This is a genomic window from Ignavibacteriota bacterium (assembly GCA_016708125.1).
Classification (GTDB): domain Bacteria; phylum Bacteroidota; class Ignavibacteria; order Ignavibacteriales; family Melioribacteraceae.
Genome location: JADJGF010000001.1, coordinates 1,394,307 through 1,415,691, shown reverse-complemented (window position 1 = coordinate 1,415,691; position 21,385 = coordinate 1,394,307). Strand labels below are relative to the sequence as shown.

The 21,385-nt window shown below is 31.5% G+C and carries 19 protein-coding genes; 13 read left to right on the top strand and 6 right to left on the bottom strand.

Features of this window, described 5'->3' with window-relative positions; all coding sequences use genetic code 11:
• The first annotated feature begins 49 nt into the window (after positions 1-49).
• From IPH62_06385 to trxB, 3 genes are all read left to right on the top strand, one after another.
• Positions 50-295, top strand: coding sequence for a hypothetical protein (locus IPH62_06385; protein MBK7104893.1), 246 nt, complete (start codon positions 50-52; stop codon positions 293-295).
• Between the two features lie 230 nt (positions 296-525).
• Positions 526-873, top strand: a complete 348-nt coding sequence (locus IPH62_06380; GenBank protein ID MBK7104892.1) for a thioredoxin — start codon at positions 526-528, stop codon at positions 871-873.
• Complete coding sequence (gene trxB / locus IPH62_06375; GenBank protein MBK7104891.1) at positions 874-1,815, top strand: thioredoxin-disulfide reductase; 942 nt, start codon at positions 874-876, stop codon at positions 1,813-1,815.
• A 31-nt stretch (positions 1,816-1,846) separates the two neighbouring features.
• Here the strand turns inward: trxB and IPH62_06370 are convergent, their stop codons facing one another.
• Positions 1,847-4,255, bottom strand: coding sequence for a glycoside hydrolase family 95 protein (locus IPH62_06370; GenBank protein ID MBK7104890.1), 2,409 nt, complete (start codon positions 4,253-4,255; stop codon positions 1,847-1,849).
• Positions 4,252-5,001, bottom strand: a complete 750-nt coding sequence (locus IPH62_06365; GenBank protein MBK7104889.1) for a hypothetical protein — start codon at positions 4,999-5,001, stop codon at positions 4,252-4,254. Before IPH62_06365 ends, IPH62_06370 begins: the two co-directional genes overlap by 4 nt.
• Before the next feature lie 430 nt (positions 5,002-5,431).
• Here IPH62_06365 and IPH62_06360 point away from each other — a divergent pair, with 430 nt between their 5' ends.
• The 9 genes from IPH62_06360 (at position 5,432) to IPH62_06320 (ending at position 14,625) form a co-directional block, all read left to right on the top strand.
• Positions 5,432-6,556 carry an efflux RND transporter periplasmic adaptor subunit gene (locus IPH62_06360; GenBank protein ID MBK7104888.1) on the top strand — a complete coding sequence of 375 codons (1,125 nt, stop codon included), beginning with the start codon at positions 5,432-5,434 and terminating at the stop codon, positions 6,554-6,556.
• A gap of 34 nt (positions 6,557-6,590) precedes the next feature.
• A complete protein-coding gene (locus IPH62_06355) occupies positions 6,591-9,746 on the top strand; it encodes an efflux RND transporter permease subunit (protein ID MBK7104887.1) in 3,156 nt (1,051 codons plus the stop codon).
• An 18-nt stretch (positions 9,747-9,764) separates the two neighbouring features.
• Positions 9,765-11,054, top strand: a complete 1,290-nt coding sequence (locus IPH62_06350) for a TolC family protein (protein MBK7104886.1) — start codon at positions 9,765-9,767, stop codon at positions 11,052-11,054.
• On the top strand, positions 11,055-11,687 hold the full coding sequence (locus tag IPH62_06345; GenBank protein ID MBK7104885.1) for a cation transporter: 633 nt from the start codon (positions 11,055-11,057) through the stop codon (positions 11,685-11,687).
• A 426-nt stretch (positions 11,688-12,113) separates the two neighbouring features.
• A complete protein-coding gene (locus IPH62_06340; GenBank protein ID MBK7104884.1) occupies positions 12,114-12,695 on the top strand; it encodes a YceI family protein in 582 nt (193 codons plus the stop codon).
• A 6-nt stretch (positions 12,696-12,701) separates the two neighbouring features.
• Positions 12,702-13,151 (top strand): MarR family transcriptional regulator, encoded by a 450-nt coding sequence (locus IPH62_06335; GenBank protein ID MBK7104883.1) that lies wholly within the window; start codon positions 12,702-12,704, stop codon positions 13,149-13,151.
• A gap of 1 nt (position 13,152) precedes the next feature.
• The gene (locus IPH62_06330; GenBank protein ID MBK7104882.1) at positions 13,153-13,341 is read left to right on the top strand and encodes a CDGSH iron-sulfur domain-containing protein; all 189 of its coding nucleotides are present in this window, start codon (positions 13,153-13,155) and stop codon (positions 13,339-13,341) included.
• Between the two features lie 4 nt (positions 13,342-13,345).
• Positions 13,346-13,789 carry a hypothetical protein gene (locus tag IPH62_06325; protein MBK7104881.1) on the top strand — a complete coding sequence of 148 codons (444 nt, stop codon included), beginning with the start codon at positions 13,346-13,348 and terminating at the stop codon, positions 13,787-13,789.
• A gap of 2 nt (positions 13,790-13,791) precedes the next feature.
• Entirely contained in the window at positions 13,792-14,625 is an 834-nt protein-coding gene (locus IPH62_06320; GenBank protein ID MBK7104880.1) for an aldo/keto reductase, read from the top strand.
• A 14-nt stretch (positions 14,626-14,639) separates the two neighbouring features.
• On the opposite strand, the gene IPH62_06315 is transcribed toward IPH62_06320, so the two are convergent.
• Positions 14,640-15,578: a glycoside hydrolase family 5 protein gene (locus IPH62_06315; protein ID MBK7104879.1), complete on the bottom strand. Its 939-nt coding sequence runs from the start codon at positions 15,576-15,578 to the stop codon at positions 14,640-14,642.
• A 220-nt stretch (positions 15,579-15,798) separates the two neighbouring features.
• Here IPH62_06315 and IPH62_06310 point away from each other — a divergent pair, with 220 nt between their 5' ends.
• Positions 15,799-16,767 (top strand): DUF1684 domain-containing protein, encoded by a 969-nt coding sequence (locus IPH62_06310; protein MBK7104878.1) that lies wholly within the window; start codon positions 15,799-15,801, stop codon positions 16,765-16,767.
• Here the strand turns inward: IPH62_06310 and IPH62_06305 are convergent.
• From IPH62_06305 to IPH62_06295, 3 genes are read right to left on the bottom strand one after another with little or no spacing between them, the layout of a single operon-like run.
• Entirely contained in the window at positions 16,764-18,998 is a 2,235-nt protein-coding gene (locus IPH62_06305; GenBank protein ID MBK7104877.1) for a PAS domain S-box protein, read from the bottom strand. The two genes, IPH62_06310 and IPH62_06305, sit on opposite strands and share 4 nt — an antisense overlap.
• Positions 18,995-20,476: a HAMP domain-containing protein gene (locus IPH62_06300; GenBank protein ID MBK7104876.1), complete on the bottom strand. Its 1,482-nt coding sequence runs from the start codon at positions 20,474-20,476 to the stop codon at positions 18,995-18,997. The genes IPH62_06305 and IPH62_06300 overlap by 4 nt, the downstream gene beginning before the upstream one ends.
• Positions 20,473-21,384 carry a PhnD/SsuA/transferrin family substrate-binding protein gene (locus tag IPH62_06295; GenBank protein MBK7104875.1) on the bottom strand — a complete coding sequence of 304 codons (912 nt, stop codon included), beginning with the start codon at positions 21,382-21,384 and terminating at the stop codon, positions 20,473-20,475. Before IPH62_06295 ends, IPH62_06300 begins: the two co-directional genes overlap by 4 nt.
• Position 21,385: the final 1 nt, after the last annotated feature.

The following is a 21,385-nucleotide window of genomic DNA, read 5'->3' as shown; positions in this document are numbered from 1 at the left end:
TCGAAAGTCTATATGTTATATAATTAACAAAACTAAGAAAGGTTTTACTATGAATACAACAAACATAGAAAATCCATTATCAGAATTAATTAGCGACGAGGTTTATTCTGTTTTAGAAAGCCGCGGATTAATTAATCAGAAATCCGTTCGAGATTATCTAATTAGAAAAAGATTTGATAATCTTAGAGAAAAAGAAATAAGCGCCGGCGATGCAATAGAAAAAATTCAAGAAGATTATCCATATCTTCAATTTGATTCGATTAGAAAAATAATTTACAACAAACCGCAAGCATAACTCTAACCTAAATTAGATAGATTCTCCGGCAGAGGCAACTCTGCCTTTTTATTTTAAATAAAAGTTTTTGATAAAACATTTACCAAAGTAATTCATTTCAAAGAGTTAAGAAAATATTTTTAAATCCAAGCAAATCATAAAAAACACAGAAAAGATATTTTAGAATCTAAAATAAAATTTGTGCATCAAATCTTAAAAAATTTCAAATATATAATTTAGAAGGATACAAAATGACACTACAAACCGGATTAAATCACATTGCAACAGCAAATGAGTTAACAAAAATTATAAATGAAAACGATAACGTTATGGTTTGCTGCGGAAGAATGGGACCAATGTGCGTTCCAGTTTACGAAGTTATGGAAGAAATCCAAGACCAATATTCACACGTAAAATTTTTTGATATGGCTTTTGATAGTCCCGAAGCCGGAATAATTAGAAATCTTCCCGAGTGCAGAAGCTTTGCCGGATTACCGTTTACAGTTTATTACAAAAATGGAAAAGTTGCAAAAGCTACAACAAGTATTCAAAATATGGATCAAGTTACAAGTATTTTAGATAAGGAATTTAAAAGCTAAATGGAAAACAATTTTGATGTAATTGTTATAGGCGGCGGTCCGGCTGGATTAACAGCCGGAATTTATTTATCGAGAGCAAAACAGTCAACATTAATTTTAAATGAAGGCGCAGCTGGCGGACAAATGGTTTTAACTCACGAAGTTGCAAATTATCCCGGAATAGAAAGTATAAGCGGATATCAACTTTCCCGAAACATGCGCAAACAAGCAGAAAAATTTGGATGTAACGTTAAATCAAATATAAAAGTTACAAATTTAAATTTGCAAAGCGATTTAAAATCTGTTGAAATAAACAACGTCGAAACATATTTTGCAAAATCTATAATTCTTGCAACCGGTGGAAAATCAAGAACTATCGGCGCAAAAGGCGAAGACGTTTTTAAAGGTAAAGGAATTTCATATTGTGCAACTTGCGATGGAGATTTTTTTCAAGATAAAAATATAATTGTTGTCGGCGGAGGAAACTCAGCACTTGAAGAAGCTGTTTCTTTAACGAAGTACGCAAACTCTGTAACCGTTGTACATCAGTTTGATCATTTCCAAGCATTTGAAAGCGCCGTGCACGAAGCGAAAGAAAATCCCAAAATTAATTTTATTATGGAATCCGAAATTCAAGAGTTTATAGGAAACGATAAGCTTGAGAAAGTTATAATTAAAAATATGCGAACGAATGAGATTTTCGAAAAAGAAATTGACGGCGTATTTATTTTAATCGGATATGTTCCAAACACTGAATCGTTAAAAGGAATAATAGAGTTAAATAATCGAAACGAAATTATTACCAACGATTTGATGGAAACAAATATTTCGGGAGTTTTTGCAGCCGGAGATTCTAGAGCAAAAAGATTTCGCCAAATTACAACATCGGTAAGCGATGGAACAATTGCCGCACTTAGTGCTGCAGAATATGTTGAAAAATTAAAACACGAGATGGCATTATAGAAAAAACCCGCTTTTAACATCGGGCTTTCTACTAAATTATTACTAAACTCTCTCCGTGATTCAACTTAATTTTCTTTAAAACGCCATTTATTTTAATGGTTGTTTCACCGCCGGTTTGAGAAAATATTTTACAATAAGTAATGCTATAGTTTTTCCACACGAAAGAAATTTCGAAACCACCACGGGCTTTTACACCAAACAGTTTACCCGAACTCCACACAGTGGGCAACGCGGGTAAAAGTTCTATGTTGTTTTCATCAGACTGAATTAGCATTTCTAAAACACCGGCAGCACCGCCAAAATTTCCATCAATTTGAAACGGCGGATGAGCGTCCAACATATTTGGATAAGTTCCGCCACCGTTACTATAATTAGTGCTTACGCCCGATGGATCAACAAAGGATAAAAGTTCTTGATATAATTTATATGCTCTGTTTCCGTCTTTTAATCTGGCCCACAAATTAATTCTCCAGCCTTGTGACCACCCGGTGCTTTTATCTCCTTTAATATTTAAAGTAGTTTTACAAGCTTCCGCCAATTCCGGAGTTTTTTCAGGTGAAATATGATGTCCCGGGTGCAAACCAAATAGGTGCGATTGGTGTCGATGTTTAGGCTCAGCATCTTCCCAATCATAATACCACTCTTGTAAATTTCCTTTCTTCCCAACTTGATATGGATAAAGTTTTTCTATTGCGTTTTTTAACGAATCAGAAAAAGGTTTATCAATATTTAATATTTCAGAAGCGCGAATTGTACCATTAAACAACTCGCGAATAATTGCCAAATCTGCCGTTGCGCCATACAAAGTTGCGCCGTTGTAATTTTTATATAAATATATATTTTCCGGTGAGGTTGAAGGAGCCGTAATTAAATTTCCGTTCTTGTCTTCAACAAGCCAGTTTTTACAAAAATCAGAAGCCCCCTTTAGCAACGGATAACCATAATCTGTTAAAAACGTTTCATCTTTTGTGAAAAGATAATGTTCCCATAAATGTGTGCTTAGCCAAGCACCGCCCATATTCCAATTTGCCCAAACGGGATGCCCAGTTCCAAAATCACCAACCGGGTTGCTCATTGCCCAAATATCTGAATTATGTGCCGCACACCAGCCGGAATTAACACCGTAAAAGTTTTTAGCGGTGATCTTACCGGTATTAGATACGTTTTTAATAAATTCCAACAACGGTTTGTGCAATTCCGAAAGATTTGCTGTTTCTGCCAGCCAATAATTTTCTTCAACATTAATATTTACAGTATAATTGCTGCTCCACGGCGGACGTAAATATGGATTCCAAATGCCTTGTAAATTGGCCGGAACGCCCGGCGTTCTTGAGCTAGAGATAAGTAAATATCTTCCAAAGTGAAAATAAAGTTCTTCTAAACCCAGATCTGTTTTTCTATCGATAAAATATTTTTTTAATCTTTCATCTGTTGGTAAAGAGCAACTATCAGATGTTTGCAGTTGAAAAGTTAATCTATTAAAAAACTTGTGATAATCTTTTAAATGATTTTCCTTCAATTCTGAAATAGATTTTAAGCTTGCATTTTTAAGTTGTTCGCTTGCAATTTTAAAATTGTCAAGTCCTTCTGTGGCGGGATTTTTATCATAACCATTAAAACTTGTAGCAATGGAAACCAAAATCTCCGCACTTGAAGCACCAGAAACTTCTAATGTCGAATCGGTTTCAATCACTTTTCCATCACACGAAATTAGTTTAATAATAGTAGTAAATCTTGTGCCTCTGTTTTTATCAAACAACACAGCATCTTTAATATCACCTTGATAATTTGGTTTGGCAAGGTAAGGAGCATATCCGTTTACAGTTATGGAGTTATTGCCGGTTTTGAGATCATACTTAAGCAGACTATTGAAGAAAAGAGCAAAATCCATTGATTTTTTATGGGAAGCATCCAAACGTATTGCAAAAACCTTATCCGGATTAGAAACAAAATATTCTTTGTTTACTGAAATATTATTTACAAGATAATTAATTTTTGCTACGGCATTGCTAATATTAAGCTCTCGGTAATAATTGGTAACGTTCTCTTGGTATTTATGTTTAATAAATAAGTTTCCCAAGGGAGCAAATGATTGAGAAAAAGAACCTTGAACAAATTTATTTAACGAGTCTGCCACTTTGTAATTTTCTTCAAACAACGCCCTTCTAATTTCGGGAATGTATTTATAAGCATTGGGATTCATATTTGGATCAACCGGCTCACCCGACCAAAGAGTTGCATCATTTAAAAAAATTGTATCCGTTTTGGTTCCACCAAACACAGTTGCACCAACCGTTCCGTTTCCTAAAACAAGCGCATCTTCAAAACAGCTTGCCGGTTTGTTATACCACAACTTATAATTTGAAGAATCAATTTGATTATTATTTTGAGCGTGCAATAAAAAACCGATACATAATATTAAGATTATTAATTTTTTCATGGCGTTGTTTTATTGTTTTTGTGTAATTGAAAAGATATATAAATATTCTGAAAAAGTATGTAAAACACGGGTCCCAAAACAGCAAGCGGACTTATAAAAGTAAGTGCAACCCAAACAGTAAATCCATTATTTTTTTGTCCCAATGATTGAGAACCTTCAACTTTTAAATTCTTTGGAGAAATAAGCCAGCCAACAAAAAAAGATAAAATGCAAATCAGCAGCGAAACACCAGCGATTTGATAAATAATTAAATCTCCAAAATTCATTTCTTCACGAATATAATTACTTGCTTTTGCGGTTCCCAGATTGATGTTTAAGATTAATATGTAAAAAACGTACTTATTAAATTTTTCAAAAAAACTTTTTAGCGGGAGAAAATACTTTTTAAGAAGAAGAGAAAAAAAGTAAGGAATTAGAAAAATTTCGGCAACGGGAAAAAGTACATCTGTAAATGTAATAGACGAAGAACTGTTTAAAATTTCCGGAATTAGAAACGGTAAAAGAAACGCAATTACAAAGTTTGTTAACAAAATAGAAATTACAACGTATTCAATTTTTCCTTTAAGCAAGTTTATAATTATAGGAGAAGCAATTGCCGTTGGCGCAATTCCGGTTATAAATGCAATCTGGGCAAGAAGTTTATTTCCGGAAAAATAAAGTGTTGTGTAAAAAACAAACGGAATTATTAGATTTACCAAAACCAAAAGAATATGATTTTTTTGAAAATCCTCCTTTCTGACTTCCATTTTTAAAAAAGAAAAAAATAACATTATCATCAAAAGGTATTTTATTAAAAAGGAAAAAGAATGGGTGAATGGAAAAATAATTCCCAATAAAATTACGGAGAGAAGCAAAAGAGTTTTCATTTAAAGATTTCTTATAAATTATAGAACAAACATTAAACACAAGCATCTAATATGTACGTAAATTTATCAAATATTTGCCGCCATATTTAGTAAATTTATAATGGAAAAAAAACAAAGAACAAAAAAGAAAGATTGTGTAAATGTTTGATTTTAAAAATCTGCAAAAATCACATCAAGAAATTTATTACCATAAAATTATTTTGCATATCAAAACAGATTATTTTTTTCTGAAATAATTTCAAAAAAAAGAAAGATTTCACAAAGATTTTTATACAAGAAAATTTATAAATAAAGTTAAGTTAGGTAAAAAATGAACAAGCAAAAATTAACGATAATATTAGTCGGAGCGGCTATAATTATTTTTTCATTTTTCTCAATGAAAATGATTAGCGGATTTAAAGAAGAGCCAAAATTAAAACCGGCGGAAGATATTGTAAGATTTGTAAAAGCGGAACCGGTTAAATATTCTGATGTTTCCGCAAATCATATTACAAACGGCAGAGTTTATTCGCAATCCGAAATTACACTAAGCGCCGAAGTTACCGGAAAAATTCTTGAAGGAAATGTTGCGTTTAAAGAAGGACAAATATTTAAGAAGGGTGATTTACTTTTAAGAATTTATGATAACGAAGCCGCGCTAAATTTAAAAGCAGAAGTAAGTTCTTTTTTAACTCAACTTGCGGGAATTTTACCGGATATGAAAATTGATTTTCCCGAAACATATCCAACTTGGTATAAGTTTTTTGAGCAAATTGAAATTGATAAAGACTTGCCAAATTTGCCGGAAATAAAATCTACCCAAGAAAAAGTTTTTCTTTCAAGCAAAAGTATTTTAAGTAAATATTATACTTTAAAAAGCAACGAATCAAAATTTAAAAAGTATGCAATTTATGCACCGTTTAACGGAGCAATTTCTCAAGTAAATTTGGAAGTTGGTGCAATTGCAAATGCCGGAGCAGCTCTTGCAAAAATTATAAACACAAATATTTTGGAAGTTGAAATTCCATTGGAAATTGAAAATGCAAAATGGATAAACGTTGGCGATAAAGTTTCTTTAACCGATGAACTAAACGAATATAAATGGTTTGGAAATGTGATTAGAAAAGCCGGCGACTTAAATCAGCAAACGCAATCAATTAGCGTTTACGTTCAGCTTGCAAACAATAATCACAAGCCGGTTTATCGCGGGCAATATTTGAAAGCAACTTTCTCAAACATTCCTTTAAATAACGTTATGGAAATTCCGAGAAACTCTGTTTTCAATTCAAACGAAGTTTTCACAATTGAAAATAATGCTCTTGTAAAAACAAAAATTAATGTTGTAAAAACCAATGATAAAACTCTTTTCTTCAACGGATTAAACGAAAACACAAATGTTGTTGTTGAGCCATTAATTAACGCTGCAGAAGGAACCAAAGTTAAAATTATAGAATAACAATTTTTGAAAAGGAACTTTTGGAGAAAAATTAATGAAAAAACTTTTAACAACTTTCGTAAAATATCCGTTTTATGCAAACATAATTATTGCCGCAATTGTAATTGCCGGAACGTTAAGTTTGCTTTCAATGAAAAAATCTTTCTTCCCGGAAAGATCATCGCGATTCATAAATATTACGGTTGCATATCCCGGCGCATCGCCAAAAGAAATGGAAGAAGGCGTTACTTCGCGTGTTGAGCAAGCGATTAGAGGAATTGTTGGAATTAAAGAATTTACATCAACATCCTCGGAAAATTTTGCTCGCGTTCAAATAGAAATAATTACGGGATACGATATTGACGAAGCTTTAATGGAAATTAAAAACGCTGTTGATGGAATCAGCTCGTTTCCGGTTGATGCAGAACGACCGATTGTTTTTAAACAAAGAGAAACAACAAACGCAGCAAATTTAGGACTTTCCGGCGAAGTAGATTTAGAAACATTAAAAAATTATGCTTACGATATTGAAGATGATTTTCTTAACTCCGGATTAATTTCTCAAATATCAATCAGCGGTTTTCCGGATTTGGAAATTTCGGTTGAAGTTCCCGAAAATGTTTTGCTTAGATATAATTTAACTTTCGATCAAATTGCAGCAGCAATTGCAAACAATAACAGAGATATTTCCGCGGGAGAAATAAAATCGGAAGATGAGGAAATATTAATTCGTGCGCGTAATCGTTCTGTTGATCCAAGTATAATTGGAGATATTATTCTTCGCGCAAACACGGACGGAAGTTATTTGCGAATTAGAGATATTGCAACCTTAAAAAGAAAATTTTCCGAAGTTGTTAACAAAGGTTACATAAACGGAAAACGCGGAATTTTCTTTAACATCTCAAAATTAGATACGGAAGATTTGGGTGAAATTTCAAAATTTGTAAATAATTATGTTGATGAATTTAACGCAAAACATAATAATGTAAAATTAGAAATCACTTATGATTTTCTAAACATGCTCAACAGTAGATTAAATTTGCTTATCAACAATGGCGGCTCCGGTTTAATTCTTGTAGTAATTTCACTTGCATTATTTTTAAGCTTGCGTGTTTCGCTTTGGGTTGCGTGGGGAATTCCTTCGGCGTTTTTAGGAATGTTTGTAATCGCAAATCTTTCCGGAATTACAATCAATATGATTTCTTTATTCGGAATGATTTTAGTAATAGGAATTCTGGTTGATGATGGAATTGTAATTGGCGAAAATATTTTCACACATTTTGAATTGGGAAAAAGTCCTCGCCGTGCCGCAATTGATGGAACGATAGAAGTAATTCCATCTATTATTACTTCTGTAACAACAACAATGGTTGCCTTTTCTCCGCTTTTGTTTTTAGTCGGACAAATGGAAATGATGTACGAAATGGCATTTATTGTTGTAGTAAGTTTAGGGGTTTCATTAATAGAAGCCATTTTTGTTTTGCCCGCACATTTAGCTAACCCACATGTTTTAAAGCGAAACGAAAAACACAGCAAATTTAAAAATGCAATAGAAAACATCATTGATAAAATAAGAAACAAAACTTATGCAAAATTGTTAGTTATAATTTTAAAATGGCGATGGATTGTGGTTACAATTCCGGTTGCGTTAATTTTAGTTACTATTGGTTTAATTCAAGGAACAGTAATTAAAACAACCTTCTTCCCCTCGGTTGCTTTTGATATGTTCTCGGTAAACATTGCATTTACACCCGGCGCCGGCGAAAAACAAACCACAGAATACTTAGAAAAGTTTGATAAAAAAATTCAAGAAGTTGAACTTCAACTTGAAAAAGAATTTGCCGATACAAATAAATTTATTACATATACTTTTAGATCAATCGGGTCTGCGTTTCAAGGACAAGAAATAGGCTCCCACGCCGGAAACATAAACGTTATGATGCGAGATATGGAAGGCGCACCAATTACAACTTACGAAGTTGCTGAACGCGTAAGACAAGCAATCGGTGAAATACCCGAAGCGGAAAAGTTTACGGTTGGTTCAATAAATCGTTGGGGAGCGCCGGTTTCAATAAGTTTATTAGGAAAAGAAATTTCCGAATTGGAAAACGCAAAAAAATATTTGGAAGCAAAACTTAGAGAATTCACGGAACTTCAAAATATTACAAACAATAATGCCGAAGGAAAACAAGAAGTAAAATTAAAATTAAAACCGCAAGCATATTTTTTGGGTTTAACACTAAACGATATTACAAATCAAATTAGGCAAGGATTTTACGGCGGACAAGTTCAAAGATTGCAGCAAGGCAAAGATGAAATTAGAGTTTGGGTTCGTTATCCGCAAAGTGATAGATTAACAATCGGACAAATGGAAAAAACCAAAATTAAAACAGCTCTCGGAGAATATCCGCTTTCAGAATTGGTTTCATATAATATCGAACGTGGTCCCGTTAGCATTAAAAGATATAATGCAGAAAAAGAAGTAAGGGTTGAGGCTGATTTAATAGATCCATACGCATCGGTTCCTCCTATATTAGAAAGGGTTGCCACACAAGTAATTCCACAGATGAAAGCGCAGTTTCCCGGAATTGATGTTGAGTATCAAGGTCAGCAAAAAAATAGCGACGAAGCCGTTGTAGATTTACAAAGATTATTTGCGATAGCGTTTGCCGGAATAGTTCTTATTTTAATATTACACTTTAGATCAATGTCGCACGCGGGAATTATTTTAATGATGATTCCGCTTTCCTTTCTTGGAGCTGTTTGGGGACATGGAATTCACGGGCAACCAATTTCAATTTTAAGCGCGTGGGGAATGGTTGCGCTTTCCGGAGTTATAATTAATGATGCCGTTGTCTTTCTTTCAAAATATAATCAAAATCTTTTGGAAGGAATGAATGTTCACGATGCGGTGTTTGATGCCGGAAAATCAAGGTTTCGCGCAATAATGTTAACATCAATCACAACCGTTGCGGGTTTATTTCCAATAATTTTAGAAAACAGCTTTCAAGCGCAATTTTTAATTCCGATGGCTATTTCATTGGCTTACGGCGTTTTAATTGGAACCGCATTTACATTGTTGTTCTTTCCGGTTTTAATTTATACACTAAATGATATAAGAGTTTTTAAAGCAAAATTGTTAGGAAGAGGAAATCTAACACCGGAAGATGTTGAACCGGTTATAATCAATAGCAAAATTTCTGTAGATTAATTTTTAGGAAAAAGTTTAATGAAATTTCAAAAATATATTTATGTAATAATTTTATTTTCGTCAATTAATTATTTTGCTCAAGAAAAACTTACTCTTTCAAATGCAATAAAACTAGGGCTCGAAAATAATTACGATGTTAGAATTGCAAAAAAAGATTTGCAAATTGCCGATGAAAACAATTCGTGGGGAACCGCCGGAAGATATCCAACAATTGATGTTAGCCTAACTTCGGTTAATAGATTTGACGATACCGGAACAAATGAAGTATCGACAAACAGCTTGGTTCCATCGGCAACATTAAATTGGACGTTGTTTAACGGCTTCAAAATTTATAACACAAAAGACAGATTAGAAAATATTTATAATCTTACCGAAGGCAACGTAGCTTTTCTTGTTGAGAACAGAATCCAATCAATTATTCTTGGTTATTACAACGTACTTCTGCAAAAAGAAAAATTAAATGTTTTTGAGGAGGTGGAAAAATTATCAAAAGATAGGTATGACCGAGCACAATTAAGCAAAGAAATTGGCAGCTCAGTAAGTTATGAAGTTCTTCAAGCAAAAAATTCTTGGCTGGAAGATAGATCAAATTTTCTATCTCAAAAATTAATTTTAGATAATTCTGTTCGTTCTTTGAATTTACTTATTGGTGAGAAGAACGATAAAACATATGATTTTATTGATGATTTTTCGGTTTTAGAAAATCAATATTTGTTTGATGATTTAAAAAACAAAATGTTGGCGAACAACAGAACTCTTAAAAATCAATATATAAATCAAATGATTTCCGAAAAAAATATAGATATTGTGCGCGATGATTTTTATCCAACACTGCGATTAAACGCCGGCTACGATTATGAAAATTCGAATCAGACAATTAATAATCTTCCCAAAGTAAATACAAAAGGATATGATTATTACGCAAATTTAGTTTTAGGCTGGAATTTGTTTAACGGCACGAACACCAAGCGGGCATTGGAAATTGCGAAGATTGAAAACGAAATTAGTAAAATTGAAACCGAGCAAATTGAACATTCTTTGACAAACACACTTTCGCAGCTTTTTGAATTATACAATATTAGAAAAGAACTTTTAATTGTTGCGGATGAAAATTTGGAAGCCGCAAAATTAAATTTGGAAATATCTCAAGAAAAATTTAAAAATGGTTCAATAAGCTCATTCAATTTTAGAGACATACAAATTATTTTTCTAAATGCATCTGTTCAAAAACTAAACGCAATTTATAATTTAAAAGAAACCGACACGGAATTAGCAAGAATTACCGGATCAATAATTTCGGAAAATTAAATGAACAAATTATTAAAGACAGCCAAATACTTAAGCATTTTTACAATTGTTTATAATATTGCCGAAGGAATTGTCTCTGTGTTTTTCGGAGCGAACGAAGAAACTTTAACTCTGTTCGGATTTGGTTTGGATAGTTTTGTGGAAGTAATTTCCGGCATTGGAATTCTTCACATGATTTTACGAATGCAAAAAAGTGAAGTTAATCAAAGAGATAATTTTGAACGAACCTCTTTAAAAATTACGGGAATTTCATTTTATGTTTTATCGGTGGGATTAATAGTTGGCGCAATTTTAAATTTAATTTATCAGCACAAACCGGAAACAACAATTGCTGGAATAATTATTTCCGTGATTTCGATTTTCACAATGTATTTTTTGATGAACGCAAAATTAAAAATCGGGAAAGAATTAAACTCAGATGCAATAATTGCCGATGCGAATTGCACAAAAACATGTTTTTATCTTTCATTCATTCTTCTTTTCTCAAGCGCATTTTATGAGATTTTTCAAATTGGATATTTAGACATTTTGGGTTCTTTGGGAATTGCCTACTTTTCTTTTAAAGAAGGAAAAGAAGCGATAGAAAAATCTAAATCACAAAACCTTTCTTGTTCTTGCGGATGTCATAATTAATAGAAATTTCAGACTCCAAAGTTTTTATTTGTAGATTTAACATTAAAACAAAACGTAATATCAGAAAACAAATCGAAAAGACACAAGCCAATTTTTGTCATTTCGAATCCCGATGATTTTTTCGGGTGAGAAAGCTCAAAAATAAAATACATCCGTTAACCAACGGATTGGAAAATTTCAAGATAGAAAGAGATCTCTCGATCATTACCTTCCTTCGAGATGACAAGCCTTGTCCTTTCGACTTAAAAAGTATCTCTAAAACAAATCATTCCACCATTGACAACATCTAAAATCAAAACAAATCCATTATATAATTAAATATATTTTCACTTTTCTGAAAATATATGTTGCAACATTAAATGTTATAACGTATATTTGAATTACAAACAAGACAAATTATCTTAAACATAAAAGAAAGGGTACAAAATGAAAACAATAAAAATAGCAGTAATGGTTTTTCTACTTGCCGGAATTAGCTTTGCACAAACAAATTGGGGATTAGATAAATCTCACTCAAAAATTGGTTTTAGCGTAACGCACATGATAATTACCGAAACCGAAGGACAGTTTAATTCTTTTGACGTAAAAGTCGTTTCAAAAAATGATAATTTTGAAGATGCGCAAATCGATTTTTCTGCAGACGTAAACAGTATTGATACGGACAATGAAAAAAGAGATGCACATTTAAAAGGTGATGATTTTTTCAGCGCAGAAAAATTTCCCAAAATGACTTTTGTCGGAAAATCATTTAAGAAAGTAAGCGATAAAAATTATAAGTTAGTTGGTAATTTAACAATCAGAGACGTAACCAAAGAAGTTACTTTAGATGTTAAATATAACGGAACAGTAAAAGATCCTTGGGGAAATACAAAAGCCGGATTTAAAGTTTCCGGGGAAATTAACAGATTTGATTTTGGCTTAAAGTGGAACGCAGCTTTAGAAACCGGCGGTCTTGTTGTTAGCGAAGACGTAACTTTAAACATAAATCTAGAACTTAACAAACTATAATTTATAATGAAATTAGAAGAAGAAATTAAGCAGAAAAAGTTTAAATCAGATTATCAAAAGCTAGCCGTGAATATTATTTTTACTCACGGCTGGTTAATGAATTATCAGAAAAAATTTTTTGATAAATATGATATCACCGGAAATCAATTTAATATTTTAAGAATTCTTCGGGGACAGCATCCGAAACCAGTTTCGGTAAATATTTTAAGAGATAGAATGCTCGATAAAATGTCTGATGCATCAAGACTTGTTGAAAGATTACGAATTAAAAAATTATTAATTCGAAATATTTGCAAGAATGATAGAAGAAAATCAGATATAAATATTACCGAAAAAGGATTGCAAGTTTTAAGCGAACTTGATACAATTGATGATGAATTTATTAAACTTTTCAATACTTTATCAGAAAACGAAATTGATACTTTAAATACATTGTTAGATAAAATGAGAGGATAAATTGGAAAAAACTAAAATTACAATTATGCCAAACGGTCCAGTAATGATCGAGGGAAATTTAAGCGTAAATAAAAGTACCGGCGAAACAATAAAGGAAGCAGAGAAGATTTTTCTTTGCCGATGCGGACAATCATCAAACAAACCATTTTGTGACGGAACACATAAAAAAATAGTTTTTATAGCAGAGTAGTAAAATGGATATTGAAATAGATTTTTCGCTTTTAGAAAAACTAACAACTGAAACAAAACCCAATTGGGGAATAATGACTGCGCAGCATATGATTGAGCATCTTATTCTTGCAGTTAAAACAAGTAATGGAAAATTTTCGATAGATAAATGTTTAAGTCCTCCCGATAAATATCCAATTTTAAAAAGATTTCTACAAAGTTCTAAACCGTTACCAAAAGATTTTGTAAATCCGGTTTTGGGCGAAGGATTACAGCCGTTAATTTATAGTGATTTAGATTCTGCCAAAGATGAATTGAAATTACAAATCGAAGAGTTTTATAATTACTTCAAAGAAAACCCAAGCGCACAACCGATGAACGCAACATTTGGTCCGTTAAATTTTGATGAGTGGAAAATATTTCATACAAAACATTTTACACATCACTTTACGCAATTTGGTTTAATTTAATTATGAAAAATGATATATCGGAAAAACACGTAATTTTAAATAACAACGTTAAAATGCCAATTTTCGGTTTAGGTGTTTGGCAAATGAACGATGGAAAAGAAGTTGAAAACTCCGTTCGTTATGCTTTAGAAATTGGCTACAGAAGTATAGATACCGCCGCACTTTATGGAAATGAAAAAGGCGTGGGAAATGCAGTAATATCAAGTGGGATAAAAAGAGACGATATTTTCATTACGACAAAAGTATGGAACTCGGACCAAGGATATGACAAAACGTTAAAAGCATTTTCGGAAAGTATGAAAAAATTACAAACCGATTATGTAGATCTGTACTTAATTCATTGGCCAATTGCCGAAAAATTACAATCAACGTGGAAAGCTCTTGAGAAACTTTATGATGAAAAATTAGTTAAGGCAATCGGAGTAAGCAATTTTGCAATTAATCATCTTAAAGAATTATTTAAAGTTTCTAATACAATTCCCGCAATCAACCAATTTGAATATCATCCATATTTAACGCAGCCGGAACTTGTTAAATTTTGTAATGAAAATAAAATTGTTGTTGAAGCTTGGGCTCCGATTATGAAAGGAAAAGTTAACGATATTTCTGAGGTAAAAAAACTTTCTGAAAAATATAATAAAACGCCGGCGCAAATTGTTTTAAGATGGAATCTTCAAAAAGAAATTGTATCAATTCCAAAATCATCAAGAAAAGAACGGATTTTTGAAAACGCGCAAATTTTTGATTTTGAATTATTGCCCGAAGATATTAAGATTTTAGATTCTTTAAATAAAAATTATAGATTGGGTCCCGATCCAAATGAAATTGATTTTTAGAAAACAAATTTTTTTTAATGAATAATTGAACTTAACAAATCTTTTTTCCATTCGTTTTTTAGAATATCATAAATTCCAAAACCGGCGCCAAACTCCCAATAAATTAAGCCAAACTCATTTTTTATTGCAATTTCAGAAACGGCTTTCGTCCACAGAATTCTTGAATTAAAATCAGCTTTATAATATGCGCCAAACTCACCCAAATTTATTGGTAAATTATTTTTAATTCCCCACTCTTTTACTTTGGAAAAGTGTTTTTCAATTTTTTGTATTTCGGAATTCGAGCCACTCCAAGTTCTTCCCAAAAATAAATTACTAAACTTAACCCACTCGGCGCCTTGATGCGTAAATATAAAAGGCTTGTAATAATGAAAAGTGATAATAATATTTTCAAACTCTTTTGGAATTTCTAATTTATTAAGTCCTTCAATATTATTCCATTTTGCGGGACCAACCAACAGCACACGCTCTTTGTTGTCTAATCTAATTAAAGGAATTACATTTTTTAAAATGCGATTCCAAATTTTTTTTGAAAGAAAATAATGCGGTTCATTTAAAACTTCAAAAAGTAAATACTGCGAATAATTTTTGTATCGATTACTTATTTGCTCCCACAAAACATAAAACATTCTTTCATATTTGTATGGATGAAAATAAAGCTCCCTAAAATGATGAACATTAATAATTACAATTAAATCATTTTCAAGAGCTTGCTGAACGATAGAATCAATTCGTAAGAAAAAATTTTCATCAATTGTAAAATTATTTTTATTGGAAATATGCGAAGACCAGCGAATCGGAATTCGTACCGAAGAAAAGCCGGCATCCTTAATAATTTTAAAATATTCCGGAAGAATTTTTAAGCCCCATTCGCCTTCGTTGGGAGCTTCAAGCGCATTTCCCAAACTTACGCCGCGCCCAATTTTTTTATTTATTTCGAAAGATTTTTGCATAATTTATTTTTCCAACTCGCTAAAATTACAAATTAAGTTTTTGAAACTTGAGAAAATGTTAAATAGTGTACATGTGAAACGAGAAACGTAAAGACGAAAAACGTAGCAACGTGAAGAAGAAGAAACGCAAACATAAAAGTTTGTCATTCCGAAAAATACGAAGTAATAGTACGAAATCTCATATTTTGATACTGATATAATCCGTTAGCTAACAGACAGCATGACAATAATTTTACTTTTGCAAAAATTTCTTTATTATTATTCAACATATAAAATTGAGGATTTTGTGAAATCAGTTATAACGACAATTTTTCTTTCAATAATTTTATTTTGCGCGTGTAAAACGGAAAACAACATTAAACCAGCTTCGCCGGAATATAAAAAAGAAGTTGAAGAATGGCACAAAAAAAGAATTGAGAGTTTAAAGAAAGAAAACGGCTGGCTTAATTTAGTTGGACTTTTCTGGCTGGAAGATGGAGAAAACACTTTTGGCTCAAGTGAAAAAAACAAAATAATTTTTCCGGAAAATGCTCCGGATGAAATTGGAAAATTTATTAAAAACGATTCAATAATTTTATTTGAAAGCAATCCGAATGTAAATGTTTTTTCAAATGGAATTAAAATCAATAATATTGAAATGAAAATTGACTTAACCGGAAATCCAACAATATTAGAAGTTGGTTCTTTAAAATGGTTTATAATTAAGCGCGATGAAAAATATGGAATTAGATTACGTGATTTAGAATCGGAATTAGTAAAAAATTTTATAGGAATAGAAAGATTTCCGATTGATGAAAATTGGAAAGTTAATACAAAGTTTATTCCTTACGAAAAACAAAAAGTAGTTGAAATTCCTACAATTATTGGAACAATTGAAAAAGAATTTTCACCCGGCAAATTAATATTTAAAATTGATAATAAAGAATTTGCCCTTGAGCCAACTTCAGCCGGAGAAAAATTATTTTTAGTTTTTGCAGATTTAACAAGCGGCGAAGAAACTTACGGTGCCGGAAGATTTTTATACGTTGATAAACCCGATTCAAATAATAATGTAATTATAGATTTTAACAAATCATATAATCCGCCGTGTGCGTTTACAAAATATGCTACTTGTCCTTTGCCAACGGATGAAAATAAATTAAGAGTGAGAATTACCGCGGGCGAAAAAAATTATGGCAAGACTCATTAAGAAATATTATTAAATTTAACGGTAAAAGTACTTCCGCTTCCCTTTTTACTTTTAATAAATATTTCTGCGTTGTTCATTGAACAGTATTTTTTAACAAGAGCAAGACCAAGTCCGTTTCCCTCAAACTTTCTTGAATAACCTTGTGTTTCTTGGGTAAAAGGGTTAAAAATTTGTGTCAAAAATTCATCGGAAATTCCAATTCCCGTATCAGTAACATCAATGCATAATTTAGCTTTTTCAATATTATATGATTTTATAATTATACTTCCGCTTTGTGTGTATTTAATTGCATTATCAATTAAGTTGGTAAACAATTGCCCAATAGAATACGAATCGCCAAGAACATACGGATTAGAACAATTTTTTTCCAATTGAAATTGTAAACCTTTATTTGCCGCATCAATTTTAAATTCATCAAAAAGTTTTGATAAAATGTCTTCTACCAAATTTAATTCTTGAATTATAACTTCATAAGTTCCGGTTTGAATTTGCGACATATTTAAGATTGAATCAACGGTTCTAATTAATCTTTGTCCGCCAATTGAAATTGAACGGAAAATGTCTTCAAACTGAAATAACTTTAAATCATACAACTCATCTTTCAGCAACGAGCTGTAACTTAAAATTGTATTAACAGGTGTTCTAATTTCGTGCGACATGCTTGCAAGAAATTCTGTTTTTAACCGGTTTGATTTTTCTGCGTTTTCTTTTGCGTTTATTAAATCTTCTTTAAAATTCTTTTGCTCAGTTATGTCTCTAACATTCGCAAGAATAAAATCACTTTTATCAATAGAAATTTTTGTTAGAAAAACTTCAACCGGAAAAACAAAGTTATCTTTTGGTCTTTTCGCTTTCCATTCAAACAATTGATTTTCTCCGGCAACAACACTTTTCCAATATTCTAAAGCCTTATCCATCGGACTATCATCACTTGAGATTTGACTTATGTTCATTGATAAAGCCTCATTCTTGCTGAGTTTATACATACTTAAAACTTTATCATTTACATCAATTATGTCTCCATTAACATCATGAATAAAAATTGGGTTGTATACATTATCAAAAACTTTTCTTAAAATTTCCTTAGTTCGTATTAAAGTATTGTTTGATCTTTTTTGCTCGGTAATATCTCTAAGATTTGCAAGAATGAAATCACTTTCCTTGATTGTTAATTTTGTTAAGTAAATTTCAATATCATAAAGCTGGTTATCATTTAAAGAATTTGTTTTAATTTCTATTACTTTATTTGCACCGTTTAAAACATCTTTCCATTCGGATTTTAATTTTTTTAAATTATTTGGATCTTTCACAATATCAGAAATATTTAGCGTAAGCGCATATTCGCTGGTAATATTATGAAAACTTAAAACACGCTGATTAATTTTTATAATTTTTCCGTTAATATCATGAATTATAATTCCATTATAACCGCTGTTAAAAACGGTTCTCAAAATTTCCTCGGAATCCTTCAAATTAATTTCAGCCAATTTTCGTTTTGTAATATCTTCAACAGTTCCCTCAAAAATTAGATTTCCGTTTTCATCAAAATCCTTTCTTGCACTTTCCGATATGTAAATTATTGATCCGTCTTTTTTCCTCCACTCTGATTCAAATCCTACAATATTTCCGTTAGCATTCAACAATTCAATAAAATCATCTCGTCTTTTTGGACTTACATAACCCGAGACAGCTATATTTCTCGATAACAAATCTTCAAAAGAATCAAATCCAAGCATTTTTATTAGAGCATTGTTTGCCAATAAAATTGCGCCGGAAAGCGAAGATCTGTAAAGCCCAAGCGTTGCATTTTCAAACAAACTTCTAAATCTTTTTTCACTTTCAATTAATTTTTTTTCCATTGAAGATTTAAACAGCGCAATTTCTAAAGAAGTGTGTAATTCTCTTACTTCAATTGGTTTAATTATATATGCGTAAGGTGAGGAAACTTTAGCCCGTTGCAGAGTTTCGTCATCGGCATAAGCCGTCATATAAATAATTGGAATATTAAATTTTTCTCTAATTTGATTAGCGGCGTCAATTCCATCAATTTCACCGCGCAAATTTATGTCCATTAAAATCAAATCCGGAAAAGATTTTTCAACCGAAAGAAGAGCTTCTTCCCCGCTATAAACAGCATCGGAAACAGAATATCCCAAATCCTCAAGCCGGCTTTGGATTTCCAACGAAACAATACTTTCATCTTCGACAATTAATATTTTTGGCTGACTCATGTTTCTTTTGTTCTTACTTTATTTCTATCAATAAAATTAATAACATATTCGGTTCCCACTTTGTTATTTATCTGAATTGAACCTTCAATTTGATTTACCAAACTATTTATAAGTTGAAAGCCCAACGATTTTGAAGTGCGTTTTTCAAAATCAGCAGGCAGCCCAATTCCATTATCGGATATTATTAAATTATATTTCAACTCATCAAGTTTTTTAAGCACAACGCATATTTTTGGTTTTTCAATATTGTGATTTTCCGGAAAAGCATATTTCATTGAGTTTGATACAACCTCGTTAATAATTAATCCGCAGGGAATAGCCGTATCAATATTTAACTTAACATCTTCAGAATCCACAACAGTTCTTATATGCGCATTGTTTTTATAAGAATTGAAAATATAATTTGTTAAGTTTTGAATATATTCCCGAAAGTCAATGTGGGAAAGGGTTTTTGATTGATAAAGCTTTTCGTGAACCAACGACATTGATTTTACGCGGGTTTGACTGTCTTTAAATATATTTTGAATTTCTTCATTGTTAAATTTTTTACTTTGAAGATAAAGCAGGCTGGAAATAATCTGCAAATTATTTTTTACTCTGTGATGAATTTCTTTAAGCAAAACTTCTTTTTCGCTTAGTGAAGATTGTAAAAGCTGCTCCCCCTTTTTTCTTACGGAGATTTCTTTTTCAAGTGCAGTGTTGGATTCTGCAAGCTCCGCTGTTCGTTCAAGAACCTTTTTTTCCAAATTGATTTGCGCCTCGCCCAAAGCTTCCGTCATTGTGTTAAAGGATTCGGAAAGACCCTCAAGTTCATCGCCGGATTTTATTTCAGAACGAACGGATAAATTTCCTTGCGTAACTTTTTTTGTAACTTCATTAAGATGATGAATCGGTTTACTAATTTTTCGCGCAATTAAAATAGAAGCAATTAAACCAATTAAAATAGACACAATAGACGAAGTTAAAGTTCTTAAATAAATTTGTTTGATTCCATCATTATAGTTTTTTAAACTCAAACCAATATGTATCCAGCCCCAATCAATTCCCGAATAACTAAACGGATATTTGTAATAAAATATTTCTTCATTTATTAACGGTTCAAAAATAAATAATCCTTTTAAGCTATCTACATTCTGCTCAATCCATTTTCCGTTTAAAGTATCAAGACTCCAGCCGTTATCAAGAATTATGAGAGAAAAGCCATCTCTCTTTGTAATTATCGTAAACTTAATTGATTTACTTTCTTGTACAACATTTAAACAATGTTCCAAAGCAAAACTGTAATCCTCTGAAATAATAGCCGTAGCTGTAACTTGACTAATCGAAGAAGCAATATCGCGCGCTTCGGAATTCATTCGTTCAATTAGCATTTGCTTTTGAAACGGAATTGTAGAGAAAATAAAAATTGCAAGAGTTACAATAATTAGTAACCAAGAAAGAAGAGCAATTCTAAAAAATATGGTTTTTCTTGTTTTCATTTACCTTTCAATTTTTGATAATCATTAAAAAGATTATTTATTCCGGCAAATGCAGAATCGCTGTAAGTATATGAGCCAAGCGATTTAAGAATTTTTCCTAACTGATTTATGTTTGGTAATTTCTCGTAGTTTATTGAAGCATTAAGAATTATTTCTTTTTCTGATTTAGAGAAATCTTTTGGAAGACAAATCATTTCATTAACTAAGTTTTTCCTTTCGTAAATTTTTGTTAACGATTTGGAAATCTGCGGATTCATTTCTTGAATAGAAGCATAAGAACCACTGCTAATAACACAAACATCCGCTTTACCAAAAAAAACAGGTAGGACACCCTGCATTGGTTTTTCAGTAAACTCAACCTTTTTGAAAAACTTATATTTATCCATTTCTCCGTTTTGCAAACATAACAAATCAAGCCAAAGTTCATTAATTACTTTGAATTTTCCACCCTGAACCATTATGATTTTGTCTTTAAAGTTTTTAAAATTTGTAAATTTATTTTTAGAGTTAGTAAATAAATATAAATCAAAATTTTTGTTGCTACCGGTATTTAAAATTACAAGAGGCTCCAATCCATATTTTTCGTCCAAATTATTTGCTTTAAAAACCACGCTGCTTGTATAAATAATATCTACATCTTTTTTCGCAATTGCATCAACCAAATCAGAAGATTTGCTAAACAGCATTACATCAATTTTTTCAACGTCTTTAAAATTTTGTCTCAACATTTCTGTCCAAATTTCTAAAACAGCACGTGCATCCTTAACATTTACACCTTCCAGCAATTCTTTAGACATTCCCAAAGTATAATGTTTCTTTAATTGAGTTAAGCTATCCTTCAGAGGAATAATTGATATAAAAAACAATAAAAGAAATCTATTTTGTAATATTTTGAAAAAATTGTTCATC